The 22,193-nt window shown below is 71.7% G+C and carries 18 protein-coding genes; 5 read left to right on the forward strand and 13 right to left on the reverse strand.

All coding sequences use genetic code 11. The annotated features are described in order from the left end of the window. Positions 1-9: 9 nt before the first annotated feature. Genes ACFZDK_RS17230 through ACFZDK_RS17275 form a run of 10 tightly spaced genes read right to left on the reverse strand, consistent with a single transcriptional unit; the run spans position 10 to position 15,060 of the window. Positions 10-696 (reverse strand): hypothetical protein, encoded by a 687-nt coding sequence (locus ACFZDK_RS17230; protein WP_390973264.1) that lies wholly within the window; start codon positions 694-696, stop codon positions 10-12. A gap of 5 nt (positions 697-701) precedes the next feature. After that, positions 702-1,247, reverse strand: a complete 546-nt coding sequence (locus tag ACFZDK_RS17235) for an SUKH-4 family immunity protein (RefSeq protein ID WP_390973265.1) — start codon at positions 1,245-1,247, stop codon at positions 702-704. Continuing rightward, positions 1,244-7,909 carry a DUF4157 domain-containing protein gene (locus ACFZDK_RS17240; protein WP_390973267.1) on the reverse strand — a complete coding sequence of 2,222 codons (6,666 nt, stop codon included), beginning with the start codon at positions 7,907-7,909 and terminating at the stop codon, positions 1,244-1,246. Before ACFZDK_RS17240 ends, ACFZDK_RS17235 begins: the two co-directional genes overlap by 4 nt. Further along, positions 7,906-8,196 (reverse strand): hypothetical protein, encoded by a 291-nt coding sequence (locus ACFZDK_RS17245; RefSeq protein WP_390973269.1) that lies wholly within the window; start codon positions 8,194-8,196, stop codon positions 7,906-7,908. The genes ACFZDK_RS17240 and ACFZDK_RS17245 overlap by 4 nt, the downstream gene beginning before the upstream one ends. Next, positions 8,187-10,202, reverse strand: coding sequence for an AAA family ATPase (locus tag ACFZDK_RS17250; protein ID WP_390973271.1), 2,016 nt, complete (start codon positions 10,200-10,202; stop codon positions 8,187-8,189). Before ACFZDK_RS17250 ends, ACFZDK_RS17245 begins: the two co-directional genes overlap by 10 nt. A 6-nt stretch (positions 10,203-10,208) precedes the next feature. Further along, positions 10,209-11,174 (reverse strand): Pvc16 family protein, encoded by a 966-nt coding sequence (locus ACFZDK_RS17255; RefSeq protein ID WP_390973273.1) that lies wholly within the window; start codon positions 11,172-11,174, stop codon positions 10,209-10,211. Positions 11,175-11,178: 4 nt separating this feature from the next. Then, on the reverse strand, positions 11,179-11,895 hold the full coding sequence (locus tag ACFZDK_RS17260; RefSeq protein ID WP_390973275.1) for a hypothetical protein: 717 nt from the start codon (positions 11,893-11,895) through the stop codon (positions 11,179-11,181). Then, on the reverse strand, positions 11,888-12,616 hold the full coding sequence (locus tag ACFZDK_RS17265; protein ID WP_390973277.1) for a hypothetical protein: 729 nt from the start codon (positions 12,614-12,616) through the stop codon (positions 11,888-11,890). Before ACFZDK_RS17265 ends, ACFZDK_RS17260 begins: the two co-directional genes overlap by 8 nt. A gap of 26 nt (positions 12,617-12,642) precedes the next feature. Then, a complete protein-coding gene (locus ACFZDK_RS17270; RefSeq protein WP_355717858.1) occupies positions 12,643-13,167 on the reverse strand; it encodes a phage tail protein in 525 nt (174 codons plus the stop codon). Between the two features lie 27 nt (positions 13,168-13,194). Next, the gene (locus ACFZDK_RS17275) at positions 13,195-15,060 is read right to left on the reverse strand and encodes a phage tail sheath subtilisin-like domain-containing protein (protein WP_390973279.1); all 1,866 of its coding nucleotides are present in this window, start codon (positions 15,058-15,060) and stop codon (positions 13,195-13,197) included. Positions 15,061-15,431: 371 nt separating this feature from the next. Here ACFZDK_RS17275 and ACFZDK_RS17280 point away from each other — a divergent pair, with 371 nt between their 5' ends. Beyond that, positions 15,432-15,863, forward strand: coding sequence for a YchJ family metal-binding protein (locus tag ACFZDK_RS17280; protein ID WP_390973281.1), 432 nt, complete (start codon positions 15,432-15,434; stop codon positions 15,861-15,863). Here ACFZDK_RS17280 and ACFZDK_RS17285 read toward each other — a convergent pair. After that, on the reverse strand, positions 15,860-16,561 hold the full coding sequence (locus ACFZDK_RS17285; RefSeq protein WP_390973282.1) for an FCD domain-containing protein: 702 nt from the start codon (positions 16,559-16,561) through the stop codon (positions 15,860-15,862). The genes ACFZDK_RS17280 and ACFZDK_RS17285 overlap by 4 nt on opposite strands. A gap of 150 nt (positions 16,562-16,711) precedes the next feature. Here ACFZDK_RS17285 and ACFZDK_RS17290 point away from each other — a divergent pair, with 150 nt between their 5' ends. From ACFZDK_RS17290 to ACFZDK_RS17305, 4 genes are read left to right on the forward strand one after another with little or no spacing between them, the layout of a single operon-like run. After that, positions 16,712-17,233: a gluconokinase, GntK/IdnK-type gene (locus tag ACFZDK_RS17290; RefSeq protein ID WP_390973283.1), complete on the forward strand. Its 522-nt coding sequence runs from the start codon at positions 16,712-16,714 to the stop codon at positions 17,231-17,233. 42 nt (positions 17,234-17,275) lie between these two features. After that, a complete protein-coding gene (locus ACFZDK_RS17295) occupies positions 17,276-18,673 on the forward strand; it encodes a gluconate:H+ symporter (RefSeq protein WP_390973284.1) in 1,398 nt (465 codons plus the stop codon). A gap of 30 nt (positions 18,674-18,703) precedes the next feature. Continuing rightward, positions 18,704-19,462: an SDR family oxidoreductase gene (locus ACFZDK_RS17300; protein WP_390973285.1), complete on the forward strand. Its 759-nt coding sequence runs from the start codon at positions 18,704-18,706 to the stop codon at positions 19,460-19,462. Between the two features lie 14 nt (positions 19,463-19,476). Then, on the forward strand, positions 19,477-20,484 hold the full coding sequence (locus ACFZDK_RS17305; RefSeq protein WP_390973286.1) for an alcohol dehydrogenase catalytic domain-containing protein: 1,008 nt from the start codon (positions 19,477-19,479) through the stop codon (positions 20,482-20,484). A gap of 317 nt (positions 20,485-20,801) precedes the next feature. Here ACFZDK_RS17305 and ACFZDK_RS17310 read toward each other — a convergent pair whose 3' ends face one another. Continuing rightward, on the reverse strand, positions 20,802-21,428 hold the full coding sequence (locus ACFZDK_RS17310) for a cytochrome b/b6 domain-containing protein (protein WP_390973287.1): 627 nt from the start codon (positions 21,426-21,428) through the stop codon (positions 20,802-20,804). Then, a complete protein-coding gene (locus ACFZDK_RS17315) occupies positions 21,412-22,152 on the reverse strand; it encodes a molybdopterin-dependent oxidoreductase (protein WP_390973288.1) in 741 nt (246 codons plus the stop codon). Before ACFZDK_RS17315 ends, ACFZDK_RS17310 begins: the two co-directional genes overlap by 17 nt. Between the last annotated feature and the right edge of the window lie 41 nt (positions 22,153-22,193).

A 22,193-nucleotide genomic window follows, 5' to 3' on the forward strand; every position in this document is an offset into this window, starting at 1 on the left:
GCTCGCTCCTCAGCCCCTTCCGCTCAGTACGTCCACGCCCGGCAGCCCGAGCGCGCCGAGGCTCCCGCCCCGCGCGGCGGCGGCGAGCCGCTCCTTCTGCGCGAGGTGGGCCAGGTAGAGGTCGGCGCCGCGGTGCCCGGCCGGCAGGTCGCTGACGGTGAGGATCTTCATGCCGATGCTCAGCGAGGCGCGGATGGGGTTGAGATTGACGTCGAAGGCGGATTCATTGACCGACAGTTCGGTCAGCCGCACCGGCATGACCCGTTTGCTCCCCCACGTGAACAGCGTCAACGGCATCTCGATCGGGCTGATCTCGATGGTCCCGTTCTGCGCGAGCCGGCTCGCCGCCCGCAGCTGCGCCGTCGTCGGCTGCACGAGCATCTCCAGCGTCGCGAGCTGCGGATGGATCCCGTCGGGCGCGGCGATCTCCAGCTGGTCGGTCGCGTCGATGTCAGCCGTGAACTTCCACGTCTCCTGGGCCGGGCCCTTGAGGCGCAGGGCTTCGTTCCGGTCCCCGCTGCCTGCACCACCGCTCGCGGAGTCACCGCTGTCCCCGGCGGACTGCGGCGCGATGCTCCGCTCCAAGGTGTCCGGGTTGAACTGCAGCACGATGATGCGCTGGGGGGTACCGCTGGCGGGGTCGACGACGACGATGCCGGAGCGGATGGGTTTGGGGATGTCTGCGTAACGGGTCATAGGCTCTAGATCCTCAAATCTCCTCGCAGGTGGTCCAGCACGACGGACCACCAACCATCATTCCTGTCGAATGCGAAATGATCCTGCTCACGCAGCCGTGAGGAGAGTTCCTGAATCGCTTTCAGACGTTCGACCGGCTTGGCGTCGACAATCTTCCGTGCGCATTCCGCATAGAGGCACAAAAAGGTGATGAAGTTTTCAAGCGAGGCGTTGACGACCTCACTCCCGGGGGAAGTCGCGGAAAAACTGAAGAGACCGACGATGTCATCGTGGACATCGAGGAAGAACCGCGTTCCCGCATCGCCCGGAGGACCTCCGATGATGAGGATCTTGGCGGGTTCACCGCCGAGCATGAATTCATACGAGGAGAACAGGCTCGGCTCCCCCTGCACCTGGGTCGTGAAGACCAGGGGGACATCGACGGGGAGGCCCACGTCGGCGAGGAGCTGCGCGCTGGCGGGTGAGAGGCCGATCTCCTGGAGTTCGGCCATCGACCACCTGGCGATGTTCTCCGAACTGAAGAGTTCGACGAGTTCACTGTAAGAGGTCATTCATCCCACCATTTCACCGAAATTGTCACCAATGTACCCTCGGAAGCACCCGTGGAATTGACGCTGATCGCCGGCCCCATTTGGGTGTTCGTCTTCGCATCGAGAAGATAGAGGTTCTTGTACGAGTCCAGCCCGCTGAACTTCAGGTCTATCTCGTGGTCGGGGTGCATCTCATTGATCTTGGCGTTGATTCTAGCCTGCAGGTCGGGACGGCCGGCCACCAATTCGAGCGCGCGCCTGCGTACCGCTTGCTTGAACGCCTGGGTGATGTTGGTGATGCGGGGTGTCTCCAGCATTTCAGGGATCTTTTCGGGCGGGAGCGGGTTGGGGAAGGTCTTGCCGTTGCCCACCTTGATGAGAATCAGGCCCCCGTTCTGTTCGGCACGCTTCAGCATGAGGGCCTTCCGCGCATAGCCCAGCCTGTCGAACTTCCGGTCCCACTTGGTGCTGGCCGTCTTGCTCGTTCCGTTCGTGGTGAGCCTGCTCTTCTGCTCCTGGTAACCGCCGAACTCCAGCATGTTCTGAATGTTGTTGGCGATCTGGGTGTCGTTCGTGGCGGTCGGAGTGCCGCCCTGCTCGACGGTGGCGGCGCTCTGTTTGACCTCTTGTTCCGCTCTCCGGATGATCCGAAGGGCCCAGTTGTTGCGGTTCCGCTGCTCGTCGGCGGCGAGCGCGGAGATCCGCTTCTTCATCTTCTGGACGAAGTCGAGGATGTTGCCCTGGTCCATGAACAGGAACCAGTCGTCCAGTTGGCTGATGCCGAGCGCCTCCTCGAGCTCCTTCCGGTTGCCCACCTTGTCCAGATGGGCGTCGAGTTCGATACGGGCCTTTTCCTCGTCGGTGACGCCCTCTTCGGGGTTGAGCTTGGCAACGATGGTGAACGGCCGCACGTCCTGGGCGCTGAGGCCGGTCAGCCGGTGCCAGAGGCGGAGGCCGGCCAGGGCCGAGTTCATGACGAGCGGCCTGGCGCCCCGGCTGAGCATGCGCCGGATCTGCGGCCGGATCCTGGCCACGATCCTGGCCAGGCGCTCCTCCTTGGACTCCTTCGAGTCCTCCTTCTTCTTGCGCCGGTCCTTGTCCTGCTTGGACTTGGGCCTGCCGGGGCCTTCCTTGCCGGGCTTGTTCCCGGGCCTGCGGGGGCCGTGCTCGTCCGGCTTCGGTTTACGCGGCTTGCCGTCCTTCGGCTTCTTCGGGTCGTCCTCGTCCCGCTTCGGCTTCTTCGGGTCCTCGTCCCTCTTCGGCTTCCTCGGGGCCTCGTCCTTGCCGTTCTTCGGCCGTCTCGGGGCCTCGCCCTTGTCGCCCGGGCGCCTCGGTGGAGCTTCCTTGCCGTCGCCCTTGGGCTCGGCAGGGGTCTCCTCCCTGGGCTTGTCCAGCTCGCCCGCCTTGGGCCTGCCGGGTTCCTCGCTCTTCGGCTTGTTCGTGCCCGGGGTCTCCCCCGTGTCCTTGGGACGTCGAGGAGTCCCGTCCTTCGGCTTGTCCTGAGTGGTGTCCTTGGTGGTGTCCTTCGGTTTGCCGGAGGTCGGCTCCTCGGTCTTCTCCGGGTTCCTGTCAGCGGGGGTCTTCGGCCTCGGTTCCTGCTCGGGTTTCGGCTTGGGGCGGGGCTCCGGCTCGGTCCTCGGCTTGGGCTGGGGCTTGGGCTGGGGCTTCATCGTCGGAGCGGAGCGGGTGTCCGGCTTGTCCGAAGGCCTCCTGGCGGGGTCCTCCTTCGGGCGGTTGGCCCCCGACGGCTCGGTCGGCTTGGGGCGGGCCGGGGTGTCCGTGTCGCCGGTGGTGGGCTTTCGGGTGGGAGCCGAGGTGTTCTTGGGGGCGCTGCCCTCGTCCTCCGCGCCCCCCGCCGGGCGCCTGCCCGGGCCCTCGCCCTCGTGGCCGCCGCGGAAGAGTTTGGCGGCGATGCCCTTCAGGCGGCGGCCCACCTTGGCGACGTACTTGCCGATGGCGTTGAGGAGGTACTGGTAGGCGAGTTCGAGGAGGGCGACGACGCCGGCCGCGACGGCCTTGGCGAAGAGGAGGCCCGCGCCGCCGAGGCGGACGGCGAGCAGCCAGGACAGGACCGCGCCCATGGCCCGCAGGATCGCGCCCAGGGCGCCGATGGCGGTGCGGATCGCGTCGATGACGGCCATCACCCAGCCCGCTCCGGGAATCAGCTTCGCGATCACCTTGGTGATGACGATCTCGCCGATGATGAAGGGGAGTTGGGGCACGATCGCGTCCCAGGTCTCCTTCACGATCCGTTCGAGGGAGAAGCCGCCCTTGACGAGCTTGTCGATGATCGCCCTGGGGATGCCGAGGATCTCCTGGATCTTCTCCTGGAACCACTGTTTGACCGCGGACTGCACCTCGCGGAACAGGTGGTGCTGCGCGCCGTCGACCGCCGAGTTCTTGGCGCCGCTGAGCCAGCCGCCGGGATCGTCCAGGAAGTCGACCGCGATCATCATGAACTGGCCGAGTGCGCCCAGGAGTTTGGAAGCGTAGTCGAGAATCGTCTTGACCGCGTCGACGATCGACTTGATGACGTCCATGAGCATCTTCTTGAGGATGTTCAGGATGTCGCTGAGCATCTTGGCCAGCTGGTTGAGCAGGTCGGTGACCAGTTGCCTGAGCTCTGCCGCGAGGCGGGTGACGAAGGCGATCGCCGCCGCGACCAGGTCGGTGATGAACTTACGGATGCGGGCGGCGAGTTCGATGATCTCGCGGACGAGTTCGACGGCGAACGCGATCAGGTCGTCGATCAGGCTCTTGATCGTGTCGACGATGAACGTGCGTGCCTCGTCGATCCAGCGCTCGACGGTGTCCTTGAAGTTCTTGATGAAGTTGACGACGGCGTCACGAGCGTCCCGGATGATCCGGACGATCGCGTTCTTGATCTCGACGACCTTCTGTTTGATCCAGTCGAACGCTTTCGTCAGCCAGTTGCCCGAGTCCTGGGCCGCGCTGTCCGCCTTGCCCTTCGCGTCCGTCTCGGCCTGGTCGCCCTTGTCCTTGATCTGTTTGTCGCTGTCGGTCTTCTGCCGGGTGACGTCGTCGTCGGTCTTCTTCTCGCGGTCCTGGACGTCCTTGCGGACCTGGTCCGCTCGGTCGCTCTTCTTGTCGCCGAGCTTCTTGAGCGACTGGTCCTGGTCCTTGCGCCAGTCCTCCCGCTGTGCCGTGACGTCGTCGAGGGCCTTTGTCCGCTGGGCCGCCTGGTCCTTGGTGTTGCGGCCGATCTCCGTGTCGACCTGCTGACGGTGCCTCGTCTGCGAGTCGCGGGTGTCCTTGTCCTTGGTCTGGCGACTGTCCGACATACCCTTCCGGCCCTGGCTGAACGCCGCCTGGAACTCCGGACCCTTGTCGTGCTCGGCCACCGCGGAGGCCGCGTCCGCGGGTACGGCACCGGTGGAGGCGCCGGGGACGGCGGCGGCGCCCTGGCCTCCGTCCGCGCCGGGCACCTTCCCCTTCAGCTCCTCCTGGGGAGCGTCCGGATAGACCTGGTCCTCGCCCATCCCACGGCCGGAGTCGTCCCGGGCCGTGTCGACCGTGTCCTGGCCCTTGGTGTCGACGGCGGCACCCTGCTCGTCGGACGTCTGCTCGGCCGCGCCCTGCATCTGCACCCCGGGCGCGTTGCCCGCCTGGGCCTGCTTCAGCGCCTCGTCCTTGGTGGGCAGCCCGGCGAACTTGGCGGCCAGCTCCTGCTTGTCGACCTTGAAGCCGAGCTTCTCGGCGAGCCAGCCGATGCCGAAGCCCAGCGCCATCTTGAACGTCTGCCAGCCGCCCGGCTCCTCGGCCTTCTCCGCCTCGATCTGCCCCTCGGGCTCCTTTGCTCCTGTGACCTGCGCGTTCTCCTGCTCCGGTGCCTGCGACTTCTGGGCCGGGTCCTGGGAGTACCGGGCCGGTGCGTCGGTCTTCGGCTTGCCTTCGAGAGTCTGCGGGGCGCCCGCCGGGCGCTGCATGGCGGGCGGCGCGGCGGCGAGCTGCTTGTGCTCGTCGCCCACGCTGCGGTCGACCGAGCCGCTCACCCCGCCCATCGCTGTGAGGGCCTTGTCGGGCTTGAGGGTCGCGGCCGTGCTCAGGCCGGCCTCCGGCGAGACCTGGGAGAGGTTCGGGGCCGGAGCCGAGTCCTTCTTCCCCCTGCCCTTGCCGGCGGGCTTGCTCGCGACGCCCGCAGCGGGTGGTGCGCTGGATGCGGATGAGGCGGGCGCGGCGGGCCCAGGGGCCTTCTCCGGCTGCGGGGCTGCGCCGATCGCGTCCTCGGCTGCCTGGGCGGTGGCCGCCGAGGAAGGGGAGGCGGAGGGGGACGGCTTCGGGGTCCGGGGCGCCGCTCGGGGTGTCGTCGTTCGGGCGGGCGCGGGCTGCGTGGGCGTGGCACGGTCCGGCTCCGGCTCCGCCGCGCTCTGCGCGCCGCTGGTGGCGGTACCCGGCCGGTCGGCGTTGGAACCCCCGGTGATCTGCGAGTCCCCTGCGGCCGGGGAGGCCGAAGCGTCGCCCGTGCGATCGTTCGCCGCGGCCGGAGCCGATCCGGTTCCCGCTCCCGGTCCCGATCCGGTCTGCGGCTGCTCCTTCTGGCCTCCGGCGGCCGTTCCGCCCACCGCCTTCGGTGAGTCCTTCTCCTGCGCGGCCCCGCCCTGCTCCCCGGCCGCCGGGGTGCCCTGCCCCTCCTTGGCCGCGCCGTCCCGGCGGGCACCGTCGCCGTCCGGAGCGGCCGTCCGCTGCACCGTGGTCTGGGCGGTGACGGGACCGGCCTTCGGGTCGTCGCCGCTCTTCGGGTCCTTCGAGACGGCACCGGCGTCCGGCAGCTCGGCGGCCTTGTCCTGCGGGTCCAGACCGGCGAGCAGCGTGTCACCGGGCCCGCCCACCGTCTCCGGAGAGGGTTGCGGCGCGGGCGCCGGTTCGGTGGCCGGTGCCTCCTCGACGTCCGCCTCCGCCGCCGCGTCCTCGACGTCCTCGGCGTCCCGCTCCGCCTGCACCTGGTCGGCTTTGGTGGGCGGCGGTGCCGGGAAGGACGGCAGGGCCGCGTCCGCTCCCTGGTCGACCGTCGGCACCCCGGACACGTCGGGGTCCTGGGTCGGCAGGAAGTCGTCCGGCTGGAGGGTGATGTCCCAGGCGCTGGGTTCGGTGCCGCCGGCCTCCACCTCCGAGGTGCTGTCGGAGAGCGCGCCCTCGTCGTCGGCCGTCTCCTCGGGTCCGTCGAGGTCCTGGCTCCGTACGCCGTCCAGGCGGCTCGACGGCGTGGGGAGCGGGATGTCGGTGCCGGTCCTGGGCGAACCCGTCGGCCGGTCCGTGGCCGGTTTCTCCGCCGACGGGACCTGCCGCCCGGCGGCGAACTGGTCGGCGGCGCCGGGCCGGTTGCGCGCGGCGGACTCCTCCGCGCCCGCGACGGGGACCCCCTGCTCGTCGGCGGTCTCCTGACCGCCCTCCTGCTGAGCCTGCTGGTTCTGGCCGCCCTCCTGCTGCCCCTGCGGTTCCTGGGTGCCCCCGCCCTCCTGCCGACCCGGCTGGTCCTGGCCGCCGTTTCCCGTTTCCTGGTCCGGTGTCTGCTGCTGCGCGGCCGTGGCCGACGGCGTCTCGTCCCGCACCCCGGCCGCAGGAAGCCCTGCCCCGCGCGCCGCGCCGCCCGGGGAACCCGAGCCCCCCGGCCGCTCCCGCTGCTCCCGTGCCTCGGACTCGGCCCGTTCCCGCCGCGTCCGCTCCTCGGTCTCGGTCCGCTGCCGCTCGCGGGTGCCGCCGTTCAGGGGTGTGCTGCCGGGCGCCCCCTCCCGCTCGGCCCGCTCCTTCTCCGGGCCGGACGCGGTGACCGGCCGGTCCCGGCCCTCCCGGTCCTCCCGGGCCCGGCGCCGTGCGCTCTCCCGCTCGTCGCGGACCTGCTCCGCCGTGTCCGGCTCGACCTCGGGGGCGTCGTGTGCGTCGCTCTCCACGCGGTCGTCGGCGTAGTCGTCGTACGCATCGATGTCGTCGACGAGGTCGAGGACCCGGTCGTGCTCGGGGGCGAGCAGTCGGCCCTCCAGCCGGGCGAGGACGTTGTCGAGCAACTCGGCGGGCAGCCCGGCCAGTTGCCTGCGGGTGCGCTGGGAGAGGTCCTCGGGGTCGCCACGCAGGGAGCGGACGAGCGAGTTGGCGAGCCGGTCCACGAGGGTCGCCGGGTCGATCGCCTCGGCGCGCCGGCGGTCGGCGTCGACGGTGGCGTACCGCAGCCAGCCGGGGGTGGCCTGGCCCTCCTGGACCGGTGGGGCGGTCTCGTCGCGGGCGGCGGCCTCCGCCTCCCGTTCGATCGCCTGCTGCGGCAGGCTCACCGCGCCCAGGTCGCGTCCGGCCCGCAGCGCGCCCAGGCCGTGTGGGTTCTGCACGGTGTGCTGGAGTTCGTGGGCGAGCAGCCGCCGGCCCTCGTCGGTGCCGGGCTTGAAGGCGCCCTCGCGGAAGAGGATGTCCTGGCCGACGGCGACCGCGTCCGCGCCGAGCAGTTCGGTCAGCTGTCCGGCGTCCCGGCCGGTGTGCAGCCGTACCCGGCCGAGGTCGTGGCCGAGCTGTTCCTCCAACTCGCGGCGCAGGCCGGGGTCGAGGGGCTGTCCGGCGCCGCTGACGATGTTCTTCGGCTCGGGGGTACGGGACGTGGCGGCCCGCTCCCGGCGTTTGCGGCGGCGCTGCTCGGCGCTCTGCTGCGCCTGTGCGTCCTGCTGGGCCCGGGAACTCATCGGCTCACCTCCCCGTGGCCGCTGAGCCCCTCGTGCACGGCCCGCGCCAGTTCCTGGCCGAGGCGGCGCGCGGACAGCCCCGCCGGCAGGAGCGGCAGCCCGGACAGCGCGTCGACGGCGAACGGGCCGTCCGCGGCGAGGGGCACACCGTGCAGCCTTACCAGCCGGGTCAGTTCGGTCTCGAACGCGGCCGAGACGCGTTCCGGGTCGGCCCGGAAGCCGTCCAGGACCAGCTCGCCGATCTCCACGCGGATCGCCGAGGGCTCGGGCGAAGGACTCACACCCATCCGCGGACCTCCGTCGGCGTCAGGGAGCGCTCCAGTTTCAGGTACTCGGTGCGGGCCGCGGCGAGCATGTGCCGCATCTGCAGCCGGTCGCCCTCCTCGGCGGCGAGGAACGCCCCGGACAGCGCGATGTTGCGGATCGAGCCGCCGGCGACGGTGAGCTGGGCGAGCAGCCCGGGGTCGATGTCCTTCACCGGGGCCTGCGCCGGCAGCACCCGGCGCCAGATCTCGGCGCGCTCCGGCTCGCCGGGGAAGGGGAAGTCGACGACGAAGCGGATGCGCCGCAGGAACGCCGTGTCGAGGGCGCTCTTCATGTTGGTGGTGAGGACGGCGAGACCCCGGTAGGCCTCCATCCGCATCAGCAGATAGCTGACTTCGAGGTTGGCGTACCGGTCGTGGCTGTCCTTGACCTCGCTGCGCTTGCCGAACAGCGCGTCGGCCTCGTCGAACAGCAGCAGGGCGCCGCCGCGTTCGGCGGCGTCGAAGACCCGGCGGAGGTTCTTCTCGGTCTCGCCGATGTACTTGCTGACGACCTGGGAGAGGTCGATGACGAAGAGGTCGAGGCCGAGTTCCTTGGCCATGACCTCGGCGGCCAGGGTCTTCCCGGTGCCGGAGCCGCCCGCGAACATGGCGGTGACGCCGAGGCCGCGGCGCAGGGTGCCGGCGAACCCCCACTCCTGGTGGACGGTCGCCCGCTGCCGCACATGCGCGACGATCTCCCGGAGCACGGTGGTCTGCCGTTCGTGCAGGACGAGGTCGTGCCAGCCGGCCCGCGGTTCGATGCGCCGGCCCAGCTCGTCCATGCCGATCCGGGCCTCGTCGAGCCCGGCCCGCCAGGCGAGTTCGGCGACGTCCAGCTCGTCCTCGTGCGGGAGCCGGTGCCGTACCGTGGCCGCCGCGGCGCGTACGACGTGCGGCGGCAGCTGGAACTGGGCGACGAGCGAACGGAGTTCACGCTCGTCCAGGTCGGTGTCCGCGAAAGCGCCCGCCCACAGGCCGAGTTGTTCCTCGTCGTCCATGCGGGGTACGGCGACCCGGGCGCCGTGGGACCGCTCCGAGCGCAGCGGGTCCTCGCTCGACACCACCACCGGGACGGCGGCCGAGGCCAGGAACGACTCGGTCGCCGCCCGCTGGTCGCGGTCCAGGTCGCCCGCCTCGACGAGCAGCGCGGCCGGCAGCAGGATCGCCTCGCGCTGCCAGAGCCGGGCGAGCCGGTCCCGCTCCACGGGGTCGGAGGGGAGGTCCGCCGCGCTCATCGCGTACGTCCCGAGCCCCGCGCGGGCGGCCGCGGCGGCGGCGATGTCGGCCCGGCTGCGCGGATCGCCCCCGGTCAGCTCGACGGTCGGCGTCTCGGCCGGGTGCGTCCAGCCCTCGGCGAGCCGGTCCGCCGCCAGGCCGTACGACGGCGGCAGCGCGTCCGGCACCGGGGTGCGGCGCAGCTGGCCGTGCAGCCGGGCGTCCAGATAGGGCGAGCCGAGGAGGAAGTGCAGGATGCGCTCGTCGAGCCGCAGCCGTGAGGTGGTCAGCCGGGAGTCGTCGTCGAGCTCGACGATCCGCCAGCGGCGCAGCGGCGCGACCGGCGTGAGGGCGCTCCAGTGCGGGTCCGCGAGCGCGGCGAGGGCGAGCGAGAACGTGGGGTGGGCCCGCTCGGGGTCACCGCACGCGGCGGCGCACCGGGCGGCGGCCGTGGGCTCCAGTTCGTGGGCGGCGGTGAGGAGGACGAGGTCGCGTTCGAAGGGGGTGAGGCTGAAACAGGCGACCAGGGCGTCGAGGGGGGCGGTGCCGGGGCCTTCGGCGGAGACAGGGGCGGTGCCCTCGTCCCCGGGCGCGGGCACGTCAGGGGCCGCGGACGGCTTCGGCCCGCTCGGCGCCGCCCCGGCGGCCCGCGCCGCGTGGGCGTCGACCCGAGCCAGGACACGCCGGATCTCCGCGGTCAGCGTCGTACCGCCCGCGCCCGCCGTGACCGGCTCGTACGCCTCCATGTCGGTTCCCGTCCCCGTCGTCCCCATGCCGCCTCAGCGCTCCGTGCCGTCGTCGACCGGCTTGCGCGGAGCGCTCTTCCCGGTCTCCGGCTGCGCCGACCCGCCACGGGTCCCGGTGCCGGTCGTGGGCTTGCGGGTTCGGGAAGGAGCCTTCCCGACGGTCTTCGCCGCGGTCTTGGCGACCGTCTTCGCGGTGGTCCCGGCCGCCGTCTTCGCCACGGCCTTCGCAGGCGTCTTCGCAGGTGTCCTCGCGGCCTTCTCCGCACGCGCGCCCGCCCCCGCCCCCGCAGCGGCACCGGCAGCCGCATCCGCGGGCTCGGCCTCGGCCTCGGCCTCGGCCGGAGGCGCGTCCTCCGGCTCCGCCCCCGGAGGGACCGGCGCGCCCGGCGCCCCGAACGGCAGCACCCGCACCTCGGGCCGCTCCACCGGCTTGCGCGGCGCCGGGGTCTCCCTGCCGTCGATGAGGACGAGGGCCGCCTGGTAGACGACGGACAGGGTGTACGGCGTCTGGTAGAGCATCCCCCACAGCTTGGAGGTCTCGTCGACGTCCATCACCGAGGGCGCGAAGCGGATCCGCTGCGCGGCCTCGGCCAGGTCGCTGCCCGCCAGGTAGGGGCGTTCACCGGCCTGTTCGACGACGTCCTTCGGCAGGACCGGTATCTCGTGCAGGGTGCGCACCACGGAGCCGATCAGCCGCTGGCCGACCAGTTCCTTCTCGTCGCCGTACGCGCTGATCAGGTAGTGCAGGTCGAGCGCGGCGGCGGGCCGCCTGACCAGGGTGCCGTCGGACGCCCGGGTGGGCAGGTCGTCGTTGCGGCGGGAGGTGTTCGGGGTGACCTGGTAGAGGAACACCGAGATCGTCGGCTGCTCCAGCTGCGGATCGGCGGGCGGCTTGCGCGGCTCGACCTTGACGGCCTCGCCGAACTCCGGGCCCACGTTGTTCTCGATAAGGAGCGCGAGGGCTTGAGTAACGTGCGCGATGGCGAGTGCGTTGCTCATGACGTCAGTTCCTCGGTCCCTCTCGGTCTGCCAGGTACTCGGCGAGGCTCAGGGCGGCCCCGGCCCGCTCCTTCGCGGGCGGGCGGCGGCGGCCGTCGCCGGCCGCCGCCGCGGTCACTTCGAGCCGCCCGATCTGGACCTGGACCACCTGTTCGGCGGCGGCCCGCGCGGGTCGCCGGGCGGCGGCCTGCCGTACGGCGTCCCGGGCTGCCGCCGTGTCGGCGGCGCTGGGTCGCGGAGCCGCCGACACGGCGTCGGGGACGGCGTCCGTACCCGGGGGGACAGGCAGGGGCGCAGGGGTGCGTGACGGTTCTGGCCGCACACGCCCCGCCGGGGGCCGTGCGGCGCCGGACGCCGCCGGTCTCGGCGCCGCCGGCGCGACGGGCGCGGCGGGCCGCAGCAGCGGCGCCACGGGGCGCCGTACCGCGGGCTCCGCGGGCGCGACCGGCGGCTCCCGGTGTACGACGGTCCGCTCCCGTTCCGTGTGCGTCGTCCGCGTCTCCCCGAGCGCCGGCCGGGGTGCGGCCGTCTCCGGTACGGCCGCCGGTGCGGTCGTGGGCCACAGCGGCGCCTCCGTCCCGGGCGCCGTGGCCCGGACCGCCTCGACCCGCTCGAACGGGCCGGGCAGCCGCGGCCGTACCCGTGTCACGGCCGGTCGCGGGGCGGTGTGCCGGGCGATCAGCCGGTCGAGGAAGTCGGGGGCGTCCGGGGTGTCAGACATCCGCGCACAGCTCCAGGTAGTAGCGGCGCCGCAGCGGGCTGAGCGCCAGGATCTCCGGCTCGCTCCACCCGTAGGCGGTGGCGAGCAGGTGGACGTCGAGCAGCAGGTCCCGGGCCCAGGAGTCCAGTTCGGTCCAGAGGTAGGACGCGATGTCCAGCTCGGCCCGGGTGGCCGCGCCGCACTCGGGGCAGGCGACGTTGAGTGTGAGGTCGGCGCCGGGGTCGGCCGCCTCGACGGCCTCGGCGATCCGGCGCTGCACCGGCGCGGGCAGCTCCGCCGCCGGCACGGCCGTGCCGTCGTGAGCCGCCGACACCAGGCAGCGTGCGAGCAGGGCCGCTCGCGGATCGGCCGCCCTGGCCGCGGTGTGCAGGTCGGCGACGGAGGGCAGCCGGAACTCGGCGTCCCAGCCGTCCTCCTGAATCCGCACGACCCGCTCGCCGCGCCCGTCAGACTCGCCGAGCGAGCCCGCGAGCTGTCCGGCGTCCAGGTCGAACTCCATGTCCTGGCCGCAGGCGGCGCAGGCGAGGCGCACCTCCATCCGCTCGCCGAACAGCGCCCGGCGCAGCGTGATCAGGTCCGCCTCGCGCTCGCCCACCGGGAGGGCGGGCAGCGCCGCCGCGTCGGCGTCCGGGCGTGCCGCGCGATGCAGCAGCAGCGCCCGGCCCACGGACGCCTCGCCGAGGCCCGCCTCCCAGGTGGCCAGCAGGTCGGCCGCCGCCATGGCCCGCTCCCCCGACACCCCTCACCTCACGCCGGGTTGAGGAACGAGGGCTCCTCCGGCTCGGGCACCTCGTAGTCCCGTTCCCAGCCCTCGCACTCGAGCTTCAGCGACTGGATGGCCACCGCGTTGGCGTTGGCGTCCATCTCGCCGAGGACCTGGTACTCGCTCGGCCAGGTCCGGTACAGCTTGTGCGAGACGGCGACCTGCCCGGCCTCGTTGAGGACCTGGATGACGATGTCCTTGCGGAAGTCGGCCAGGGACACCTCGGCGCCCAGGCCGGCGCCGACCTGCCAGACCTTGTTGGCCCAGCGGTCGAACTCGGGGTCGTGGGTGACCCCCCGCTCCAGGGTGATGCCGTCGAACTCGGAGCGGCCCGGCGACTTGCGCGGGGAGGAGGGGTCGCCGCCGTTGCGGTGCTTGACGACCTCGGTGGTCCGCTTCAGCGGACTGATCTTGCTGATGCCGGCGACCGTCCGACCGTCCCACAGCACAAGGAACTTGAAGTTCTTGTAGGGGTCGAAGCGGTGCGCGTTGACCGTGAACTCAGCCATCGGATTCCTTCAGCTCTCCCTGAAGCGCTAGAGCGCGAACTGGCCGGACGTCTGCTGGATCCTGACGACCACGAACTCGGCCGGGCGGACCGGCGCGATGCCGACGAGGACGTTGACGACACCGGCGGCCACGTCCTCGGCCGTCGTGGTCTCGCTGTCGCACTTGACGAAGTACGCCTCGCGCGGGGTGCTGCCCTGGAAGGCGCCCTGGCGGAACAGCGTGTGCAGGTACGAGGAGGCGGCCAGCCGGATCTGCTGCCACAGGCTCTCGTCGTTGGGCTCGAACACCACCCACTGCAGGCCGCGTTGGAGGCTCTCCTCCACGTGCAGCGCGAGCCGCCGTACGGGTACGTACTTCCAGTCGCTGTCGAGGGCGTCGGAGCCCTCGAGGGTGCGCGCCCCCCAGACCAGCGGGCCGGTGACGGGGAAGGTGCGCAGGCAGTTGACGCCCAGCGGGTTGAGCAGCCCGGTCTCCCGGTCCGTCAGGTCGACGGTGAGCGAGTGCACGCCGACCAGCTGCGCGTCCGTGCCCGCAGGGGCCTTCCACACGCCCCGCTCGGAGTCGGTTCGCGCGATGACACCGGCGATCGCGCCGGACGGCGGGAAGGCGCGAAGCCGGCCGGTGAGCGGGTCGGTGAGCTGGAGGTGCGGGAAGTACAGGCCGGCGTGGTTGCCGCGGACGGCGTCGAACGCCGAGATCCCGGCCCGTGCCGAGTCCACGCTCACCCAGGTGGCGGGCGCGTCGACGAGCAGGAAGATCCGCCGCTCCTCGCACAGCCGCTGCGCCGCCGAGACGACGGTGAGGGCGTCCTCGGTCTTCTCGTACGAGGCCAGTTCGGGCAGCGCCAGCAGGTTGACGTCCGGGACCTGGCGCAGCGCCTGGATGCCGGTCTTGCCGGCCTCGGAGCCGATGAGGTCGCGGGGGCCGGGGGCGGCCCCGTCCTCGCCGCCCTCCAGCGGGAACACCGGCGGGTTGACCGAGGCCTCCAGGCCCAGGTCGTTGGCGCACTGGCCGAGGAAGCGGACGACGTCCTCGGGGTCGGTGGAACCGGCGACCACCTGGATCCGGCGGCCGAAGGCGGTGACCTCGACACCGGCGAAGGCGTGCTTGCCGGGAGCGTCGGGCAGCGCGCGCAGCTTGCGTTCGAGCAGCAGCGCCAACTCGGCCACGGTGGACGGGGCTTCGCCGTCGCAGTCGGGGTCGTAGAGCTTGAACTCGCGCTCCACGTCACCGATCTTGACGGTCAGGTCGACGGCGAGGTCGGGCAGTTCGCGGCCGAACGGCTTGGAGACCGTGCCGGACGGGTCCGGTCGCCCCTCGCCGACGGCCTCGACGCGGATCAGCCGGGAGCCGGCGTTGACGACGGTCGGCGCGTAGCTGCCGCTGCCGGTGTCCATGGACAGGCCGGTGAAGCTCTCGCGGGCGTCGCCCCGGGCGTCGTAGACCCGCAGGTTGAAGGTCGCCTCGCAGTCCGGGGTGTCGTAGTCGACGGCCACCCGCAGGCCGTTGCCCCAGACGCCGGGTTCCTTGGCGTGCACCTCCAGGACCCGGCTCTCGCTGTGGCCCTCGGTGGACTCCAGGACGACGCAGGCGGCCTTGCCACTGCCGGACTTGGCGACGCGGACGATCACGGCGACGGTGCCGCCGTTGCCGAAGAACTGGTGGACCGCGTAGGAGAGCGGGCTCTGCGCGCTCAGGCCGCCGAATCGCCGCTCGAAGTCGGTGAATCCGGTGACGCGCACCGGCTCGTTCAGCGGGCCGCGCCGGGTGTGTCCCACGAACGCGGTCACCGAGGTGGTCACGGCGGAGACGGCGCGGGTGCTGCTGGGAAGCTCTTCGACGTAGACGCCCGGATACGTCGGCCTCGCGGCGCTCACGGCATTCGTCGGCATTCCCCCTCCTATCCCTTCTCAGGCACCGGATGGCAGGCACCAAGAGGCGGCAGAGGGAGAGGTCGTGCTCGAAGCGCGCGGCGGTCGGTCCCGGCGCACACGGTGGCGCCGGCCACGCACTCCGTATCAGTTTCCCCCGTCAGTACCCCGGACGGACGGCCGCCCGGGTCAAGCACGCACGCTTGTGACTCCTGATGCTCAAGTGCCCCTCCACCTTGGGGAGTCGGGCGTTGCAGGAGCAAGGTGGGTTCACGCCAGCTCGAAGGGAGGTTCGATGAAGAGCCACTTCTGCAACGCGCACACGATGAGCACGTGTCGGATCAGGTGGTTCACAGAATTCACACAGCCGATGGTGCAGCAGAATGGACCGCATGTCCCGACGTACCTCGCAATCCCGGCGGCAGCACGACTCCGCCCCAGTTCACAACCCCTCCTGCCCTTGCGGTCTCGCGGAGACGTACGAAGAGTGCTGTGGCCGATTCCACCGGGGTGCGGCCACGGCCCCCACGGCCGAACGCCTGATGCGCTCCCGCTACTCCGCCTTCGTCAAGCGCGACGAGCCGTACCTCCTGCGAACCTGGCATCCGCGAACGCGCCCGCCACGGATCGACTTCGACCCGGGGATGCGCTGGACCGGCCTGGAGATCCTGGACACGACGGACGGCACCGCCTTCCACCCCACCGGCACGGTGACGTTCCGGGCGTCCTTCAAGGGCGGTTCGCTGCACGAGCGCAGCCGGTTCGAGCGGGTGGCGGGCAACTGGGTCTACGTGGACGGGGAGTTCCCCGAGGAGCACAGCTAGGGCGCGAGGATGTCCAGTTCGTGCAAGGCGCCCACGGTGATCTCGCGGGTGAGTTGTTCCGCGCGGGTGGCGTCGCCCTCGCGGACCGCCTCGGCGACCTGAACGTGGAGGGTGACGGCGGCCGGGTCGGGGTCCTCGAACATGACCTCGTGGTGGGTGCGGCCGGCGAGGACCTCGGCCACGACGTCGGCGAGGCGGGCGAACATCTCGTTGCCGGACGCGGCGAGGATCACGCGGTGGAACGCCATGTCGTGGACGAGGTAGGCCTCCAGGCGGTGACCGCGCGAGTTGGCGACCATGCCGAGCGCGCACTCGGTGAGCTCGGCACACTGCTCCGGCGTGGCGTTCCTGGCCGACAGGCCGGCCGCCACCGGCTCGATCGCCGAGCGCAGCACCGTGAGCGAGCGCAGCTGGTGCGGGCGGTCGGCGCCGGCCAGCCGCCAGCGGATGACCTGCGGATCGTAGACGTTCCACTCGACCTTGGGGCGGACCGTGACGCCCACCCGGCGGCGGGACTCGACCAGGTGCATGGACTCCAGGACCCGGACCGCCTCGCGCATCACCGAACGTGACACCTCGAAGTGCTGGGCCAGCTCGTCCGTGCGCAGGACGCTGCCCGGCGGGTAGTCGCCCGCGGTGATCGCGGGGCCGAGGGTGTCCAGTACGCGGCCGTGCAGCCCCCGGCCAGGTGTGCTCATGCACTCAGCGTACCGAGTGGATCACAGCCTCAAAAAGTCAGACTTATTTGTCACACACTCTTGAATTCGTCGTACCTAATGGGTTTCAGTGTGGCCGACACCGGATGACGTACGCCGGTGTCTCTCGTCGAGGAAGACAGCGAGGCAGTGATGGACACCCCCCACGTCGTCGTGGTGATGGGCGTCGCCGGCACGGGCAAGACCACGATCGGTCCGCTGCTCGCCGCCCGGCTCGGCGTCCCGTACGCCGAGGGCGACGACTTCCACCCGCCGGCCAACATCGCCAAGATGTCGGCCGGGCACCCGCTCGAGGACGCCGACCGGTGGCCGTGGCTGGACGCCATCGGCGGCTGGGCGCACGGGCGGGCGGGGCTCGGCGGGGTGGTCAGCAGCTCCGCACTGAAGCGGTCGTACCGCGACCGGCTCCGGGCCGCCGCCCCCGGCATCGTCTTCGTGCACCTCACCGGCGACCGCCGGCTCATCGAGGACCGCATGGCGCACCGGCAGGGTCACTTCATGCCGACCGCGCTGCTGGACTCCCAGTTCGCCACGCTCGAACCGCTGGAGGCGGACGAGCCGGGCGTCGCCGTGGACGTCTCGGGCACTCCCGAGGAGATCACCGCACGGGCCGTGCGCGCGCTGGACGCGCTGCCCGACCTCACCCCGCAGTAGCCCTCCGTAGCCCCCTCATCCCCGTACCTGCAAGGGAACCCCGTGACCAGACTCAGTGTCGAGATGCTGGCAGCGGACACCGTCGCGCCCATCACCTCGGCCGGACATGCCCGACTCGGCATCGCCGTCCTGTTGGGCATAGCCGTCATCGTCCTGCTCATCACCAAGTTCAAGCTCCACGCCTTTCTGGCGCTGACCATCGGCTCGCTCGCGCTGGGCGCGTTCGCCGGGGCACCGCTCGACAAGGTCATCACCAGCTTCACCACCGGCCTCGGCTCCACGGTCGCCGGCGTGGGTGTCCTGATCGCGCTCGGGGCGATCCTGGGCAAGCTCCTCGCCGACTCCGGCGGCGCCGACCAGATCGTCGACACGATCCTCGCGAAGGCGGGCGGCCGTGCCATGCCGTGGGCGATGGTGCTGATCGCCTCCGTGATCGGCCTGCCGCTGTTCTTCGAGGTCGGCATCGTGCTGCTGATCCCGGTGGTGCTGATGGTCGCCAAGCGCGGCAACTACTCCCTGATGCGCATCGGCATCCCGGCCCTCGCGGGCCTGTCCGTGATGCACGGCCTGGTGCCGCCGCATCCGGGCCCGCTGGTCGCGATCGACGCGGTCGGCGCCAACCTGGGCGTGACCCTGGCCCTCGGCGTCCTGGTCGCCATCCCGACCGTGATCGTCGCCGGTCCGCTGTTCTCGAAGGTCGCCGCCCGCTGGGTGGACGTCCCGGCCCCCGACCGGATGCTCACGCAGCGCCCCTCGGAGGACCTGGACAAGCGTCCCGGCTTCGGCGCCACCCTCGCCACGATCCTGCTGCCGGTCGTCCTGATGCTCGCGAAGGCCCTGGTGGACATCGTCGTGGACGACCCCACCCACACCGTCCAGCGCGTCTTCGACGTCATCGGCTCCCCGCTGGTCGCCCTCCTCGCGGCCGTACTCGTCGGCATCTTCACGCTGGGCCGGCCGGCCGGGTTCTCCAGGGAGCGGATCTCGCAGACCGTGGAGAAGGGCCTGATGCCCATCGCGGGCATCCTGCTGATCGTCGGCGCGGGCGGCGGCTTCAAGCAGACGCTGATCGACTGCGGTGTCGGCCAGATGATCCTGGAGATCTCCAAGGACTGGTCGATCCCGGCGCTGCTGCTGGCCTGGCTGATCGCGGTGGCGATCCGCCTCGCGACGGGCTCGGCGACGGTCGCCACGGTCTCGGCGGCCGGCCTGGTGGCCCCGCTCGCGGCCGACATGTCGACCACCCACGCCGCCCTCCTCGTCCTCGCCATCGGCGCCGGCTCGCTCTTCTTCAGCCATGTGAACGACGCCGGCTTCTGGCTGGTGAAGGAGTACTTCGGCCTGAGCGTCGGCCAGACCCTCAAGACCTGGTCCGTCATGGAGACGATCATCTCGGTGGTCGCGGGCGGTCTGGTCCTCCTCTTGTCCCTGGTGATCTAGTCCCCTCACGAACATGGGAGCGGTACGACGATGGCGGCTCACCCCCTCTTCGACATCGGCGGCCGGACCGCCCTGGTCACCGGCTCCAGCCGGGGCATCGGCCTCGCGCTGGCCCGGGGGCTGGCCCAGGCCGGCTGCACGGTGGTCCTCAACGGGCGGGACGAGGACCGGCTGGCCGAGGCCGCCGCCGGGATCCCCGGCTCCCGCACGGCCGCGTTCGACGTGACCGACGGGCCCTCCGTCGCCGCCGGCATCGCCGACGTCGAGGAGCGGGTGGGCCCGCTGGACATCCTGGTCAACAACGCGGGCATGCAGCTGCGGGCCCCGCTCCTGGAGTTCACCGACACGGACTGGCACCGCATCCTGGACACCAACCTGACCAGCGCGTTCCTGGTGGGCCGGGAGGCGGCGCGCCGGATGACCGCCCGTGGCCACGGCAAGATCATCAACATCTGCTCGCTGCAGAGCGAGGTGGCCCGGCCGGGCATCGCGCCGTACGCGGCGACCAAGGGCGCGCTGAAGATGCTCACCAAGGGCATGTGCGCCGACTGGGGCCCGCAGGGCGTCCAGGTCAACGGCCTCGGCCCCGGCTACATCGAGACCGAGCTGACCCGGCCCCTCGTCGATGACGAGGAGTTCAGCGCCTGGGTGCGCCGCCGCACCCCGGCCGGCCGCTGGGGCCGTACGGAGGACCTGGTGGGCGGGGTGCTGTTCCTCGCCTCCCCCGCCGCCGATTTCGTGAGCGGACAGGTCCTGTACGTCGACGGCGGCATGACGAGCGTGCTGTGAAAGGGGCTGGGCAGATGCTGGGTTGTGTGATCCACGGCCAGGACGACCTGCGGGTGACGGAGCTGCCCGCCCCGGAACCCGGCCCCGGCCAGGTCCTGGTCGCCGTCCGCTACGGCGGTGTCTGCGGGTCCGACCTGCACTACTGGCGGCACGGCGGGGTCGGCGACTTCCGGCTGCGCGAGCCGATGGTGCTGGGCCACGAGGTGGTGGGTACGGCCGTCACCGGGCCGCTCGCCGGCCGGCCGGTCGCGGTGCACCCGGCGACTCCGTGCGGGCGCTGCCCCGAGTGCGCGGACGGCCGCCGGAACGTCTGCCGTGACACCCGCTACCTCGGCAGCGCGGCCCGCTTCCCGCACGTCCAGGGCGGCTTCGCGGCACGCCTCGCGGTACCGGCGGAACAGGTACGCCCCCTGCCGGAGGGGCTCCCCCTCCACCGGGCGGCCCTGGCCGAGCCCCTCTCCGTCGCACTCCACGCGGTACGTCGGGCCGGTGACGTGTCCGGCCGCCACGTCCTGGTCACCGGCGCCGGCCCGATCGGCTGCCTGGTGGTCGCGGCCCTCCGCTCGTCCGGCGCTGCCCATGTCACGGTCACCGACCTCCTCCCGGAGGCCCTGCACTACGCGACGATCGCCGGCGCCGACACGGTCATTCGAGCCGACGACCCCACCGACCCCAACTGGCCCACCGAGGCCGACACCGCCGTCGAGGCGTCCGGGGTGGCCGCGGGCCTGGACACCTGCCTCCGCCTGGTCCGCCGCGCCGGCGTCGTCGTCCAACTGGGCATGCTCCCACCCGGCCACTCACCCTTCCCCGGCAACCTCGTCGTCAGCCGCGAGATCGAACTCCGCGGCGCCTTCCGCTTCGACACCGAGTTCGACGAGGCCCTGGCCCTACTGTCCCGCGAGCCGAAGTTCGACGAACTGATCAGCGCGGTCGTCCCACTGCCGGAGGCCGAGAGGGCCTTCGCGTTGGCAGCGGACCGCAGCCGGTCCTGCAAGGTGCTGCTGGACTTCGAAGGCTGAGGGCAGCGGCGGAGTCCGGCACCGCAGACGCGTTCGGCACTGCGGGTGCGTTCGGCACCGCCAGCCATCCGCCGTCGCGGCTGATCACCGTGGCGGCGGGAGAAAGAAGCCCACGGGGCGGGCTTCGACACCCGGAGTCCGGTGGTGCGGAGTGGGCCCTGCCCGACGGTCGCTTCGAACCCCCTCCGTGCGGCGTTCTTTCCGCCGCAGCCGTGATCAGGCGCGACGGCGGTACCCGGCAGTGCCGTGCCTGCCGCCGCAGTCCTGCTCGCGTCGGCGTCCCTTCGGCAGGCCGCGCCGGGTCTCGCCCCGCAGGGTCACGGGCGCCACAGCGGATGCTCCCGCTTTGCCCACTCCCGGCTCACCTTCCCCGTGCGCAGGCCTCGGCGGGACTCCGGGTCGGAGACGGCCATCCAGATGTGGCCGGCGAGGACGACGCCGATGGTGAGGGCGAGCCAGTCGTGGACGAAGGTGGCGGAGGTGCGCCACATGAGGGGGGTGAGGTGGGTGAACCACATGAGCAGGCCGGTGGCGAGCATGACGAGGGTGGCGCCGGCGATCCAGTTGGCGTAGATCTTCTGGCCGGCGTTGAACTTGCCCGCGGGGCGGGAGGACGGGCGCTTGTCGCGGCTCAGGGCGGCGTGCAGCCAGAGTCGGTCGTGGGGGCCGAAGCGGTTGAGGAAGCCGAGGTCCCTGCGGAAGGCGCGGGAGGCGAGGCCGAGGAGGACCGGGACGGGGAGGGCGAGGCCCGCGCACTCGTGGATCCGGACGACCAGCTCACGGCGGCCGACGAGGATCGCCAGCTGCGGGATGTAGAGGCAGGCGGCGGTCAGGACGCAGATGCCCATCAGCGCCGCCGTCGTGCGGTGGATCCAGCGCTCGGCGGGAGTGAAGCGGTGCAGCCGCTGCTCCGTGCCGGCCGGGGCTTCAGCTCGTAGGCTCATCGTCGCGTCCGTTCGAACGGCCGACCCAGGCGTCGACGTCGTAGCCGAGGTTCTCCCAGTATCCCGGCCGCACCTTGTCGGTCACCGTGATGCCGGAGAGCCACTTGGCCGATTTGTAGAAGTACATGGGGGCCACATAGAGGCGGACCGGGCCGCCGTGGTCGTGGCCGATGTCCTTGTTCTGCATGCGCAGCGCGACCAGGACGTCCGGCCGGCGCGCCTGGTCGAGGGTGAGGCTCTCGGTGTACGCGCCGTCGAAGCAGGTGAAGCGGATCGCCTTGGCGGTGTCCCGGACGCCCGCCAGGTCCAGGAGGTGGGAGAGCCGGACGCCGTCGAAGGGGGTGTCCGGAACCCGCCAGCCGGTGACGCACTGGACGTCCTTCACCAGCCGGGTCTGCGGCAGGGCCCGCAGGTCGTCCAGGGTGTACGTGCGCGGCTTGTCCACCAGGCCGTCGATCTTCAGCTGGTAGTTCGCGGCGGTCTTGGTCGGCACCGACCCGGTCACCGAGTAGTAGCGGAAGCCGCCGCCGTTCGGGAGCAGTCCGGTCAGACCCGTGGGGTCCTTGCCGGAGAAGGTGCCAAGGACCGACTCGGTGACGCGTTGCAGCACCGGCGCGGTCACCAGACCGAAGGCGCCGAGGCCGATGGTGCCGAGGAACACCCGGCGGCCGACCGGGGTCCCCTCCTCGGCGCGCCGTGGCTCCTCGGATCGTTCAGAGTTCACGTACTCATTCGAACACCCTCGGGGCGGCCCCGGCCACGGAA

Source organism: Streptomyces sp. NPDC007901 (genome assembly GCF_042959465.1).
Lineage (GTDB): Bacteria > Actinomycetota > Actinomycetes > Streptomycetales > Streptomycetaceae > Streptomyces.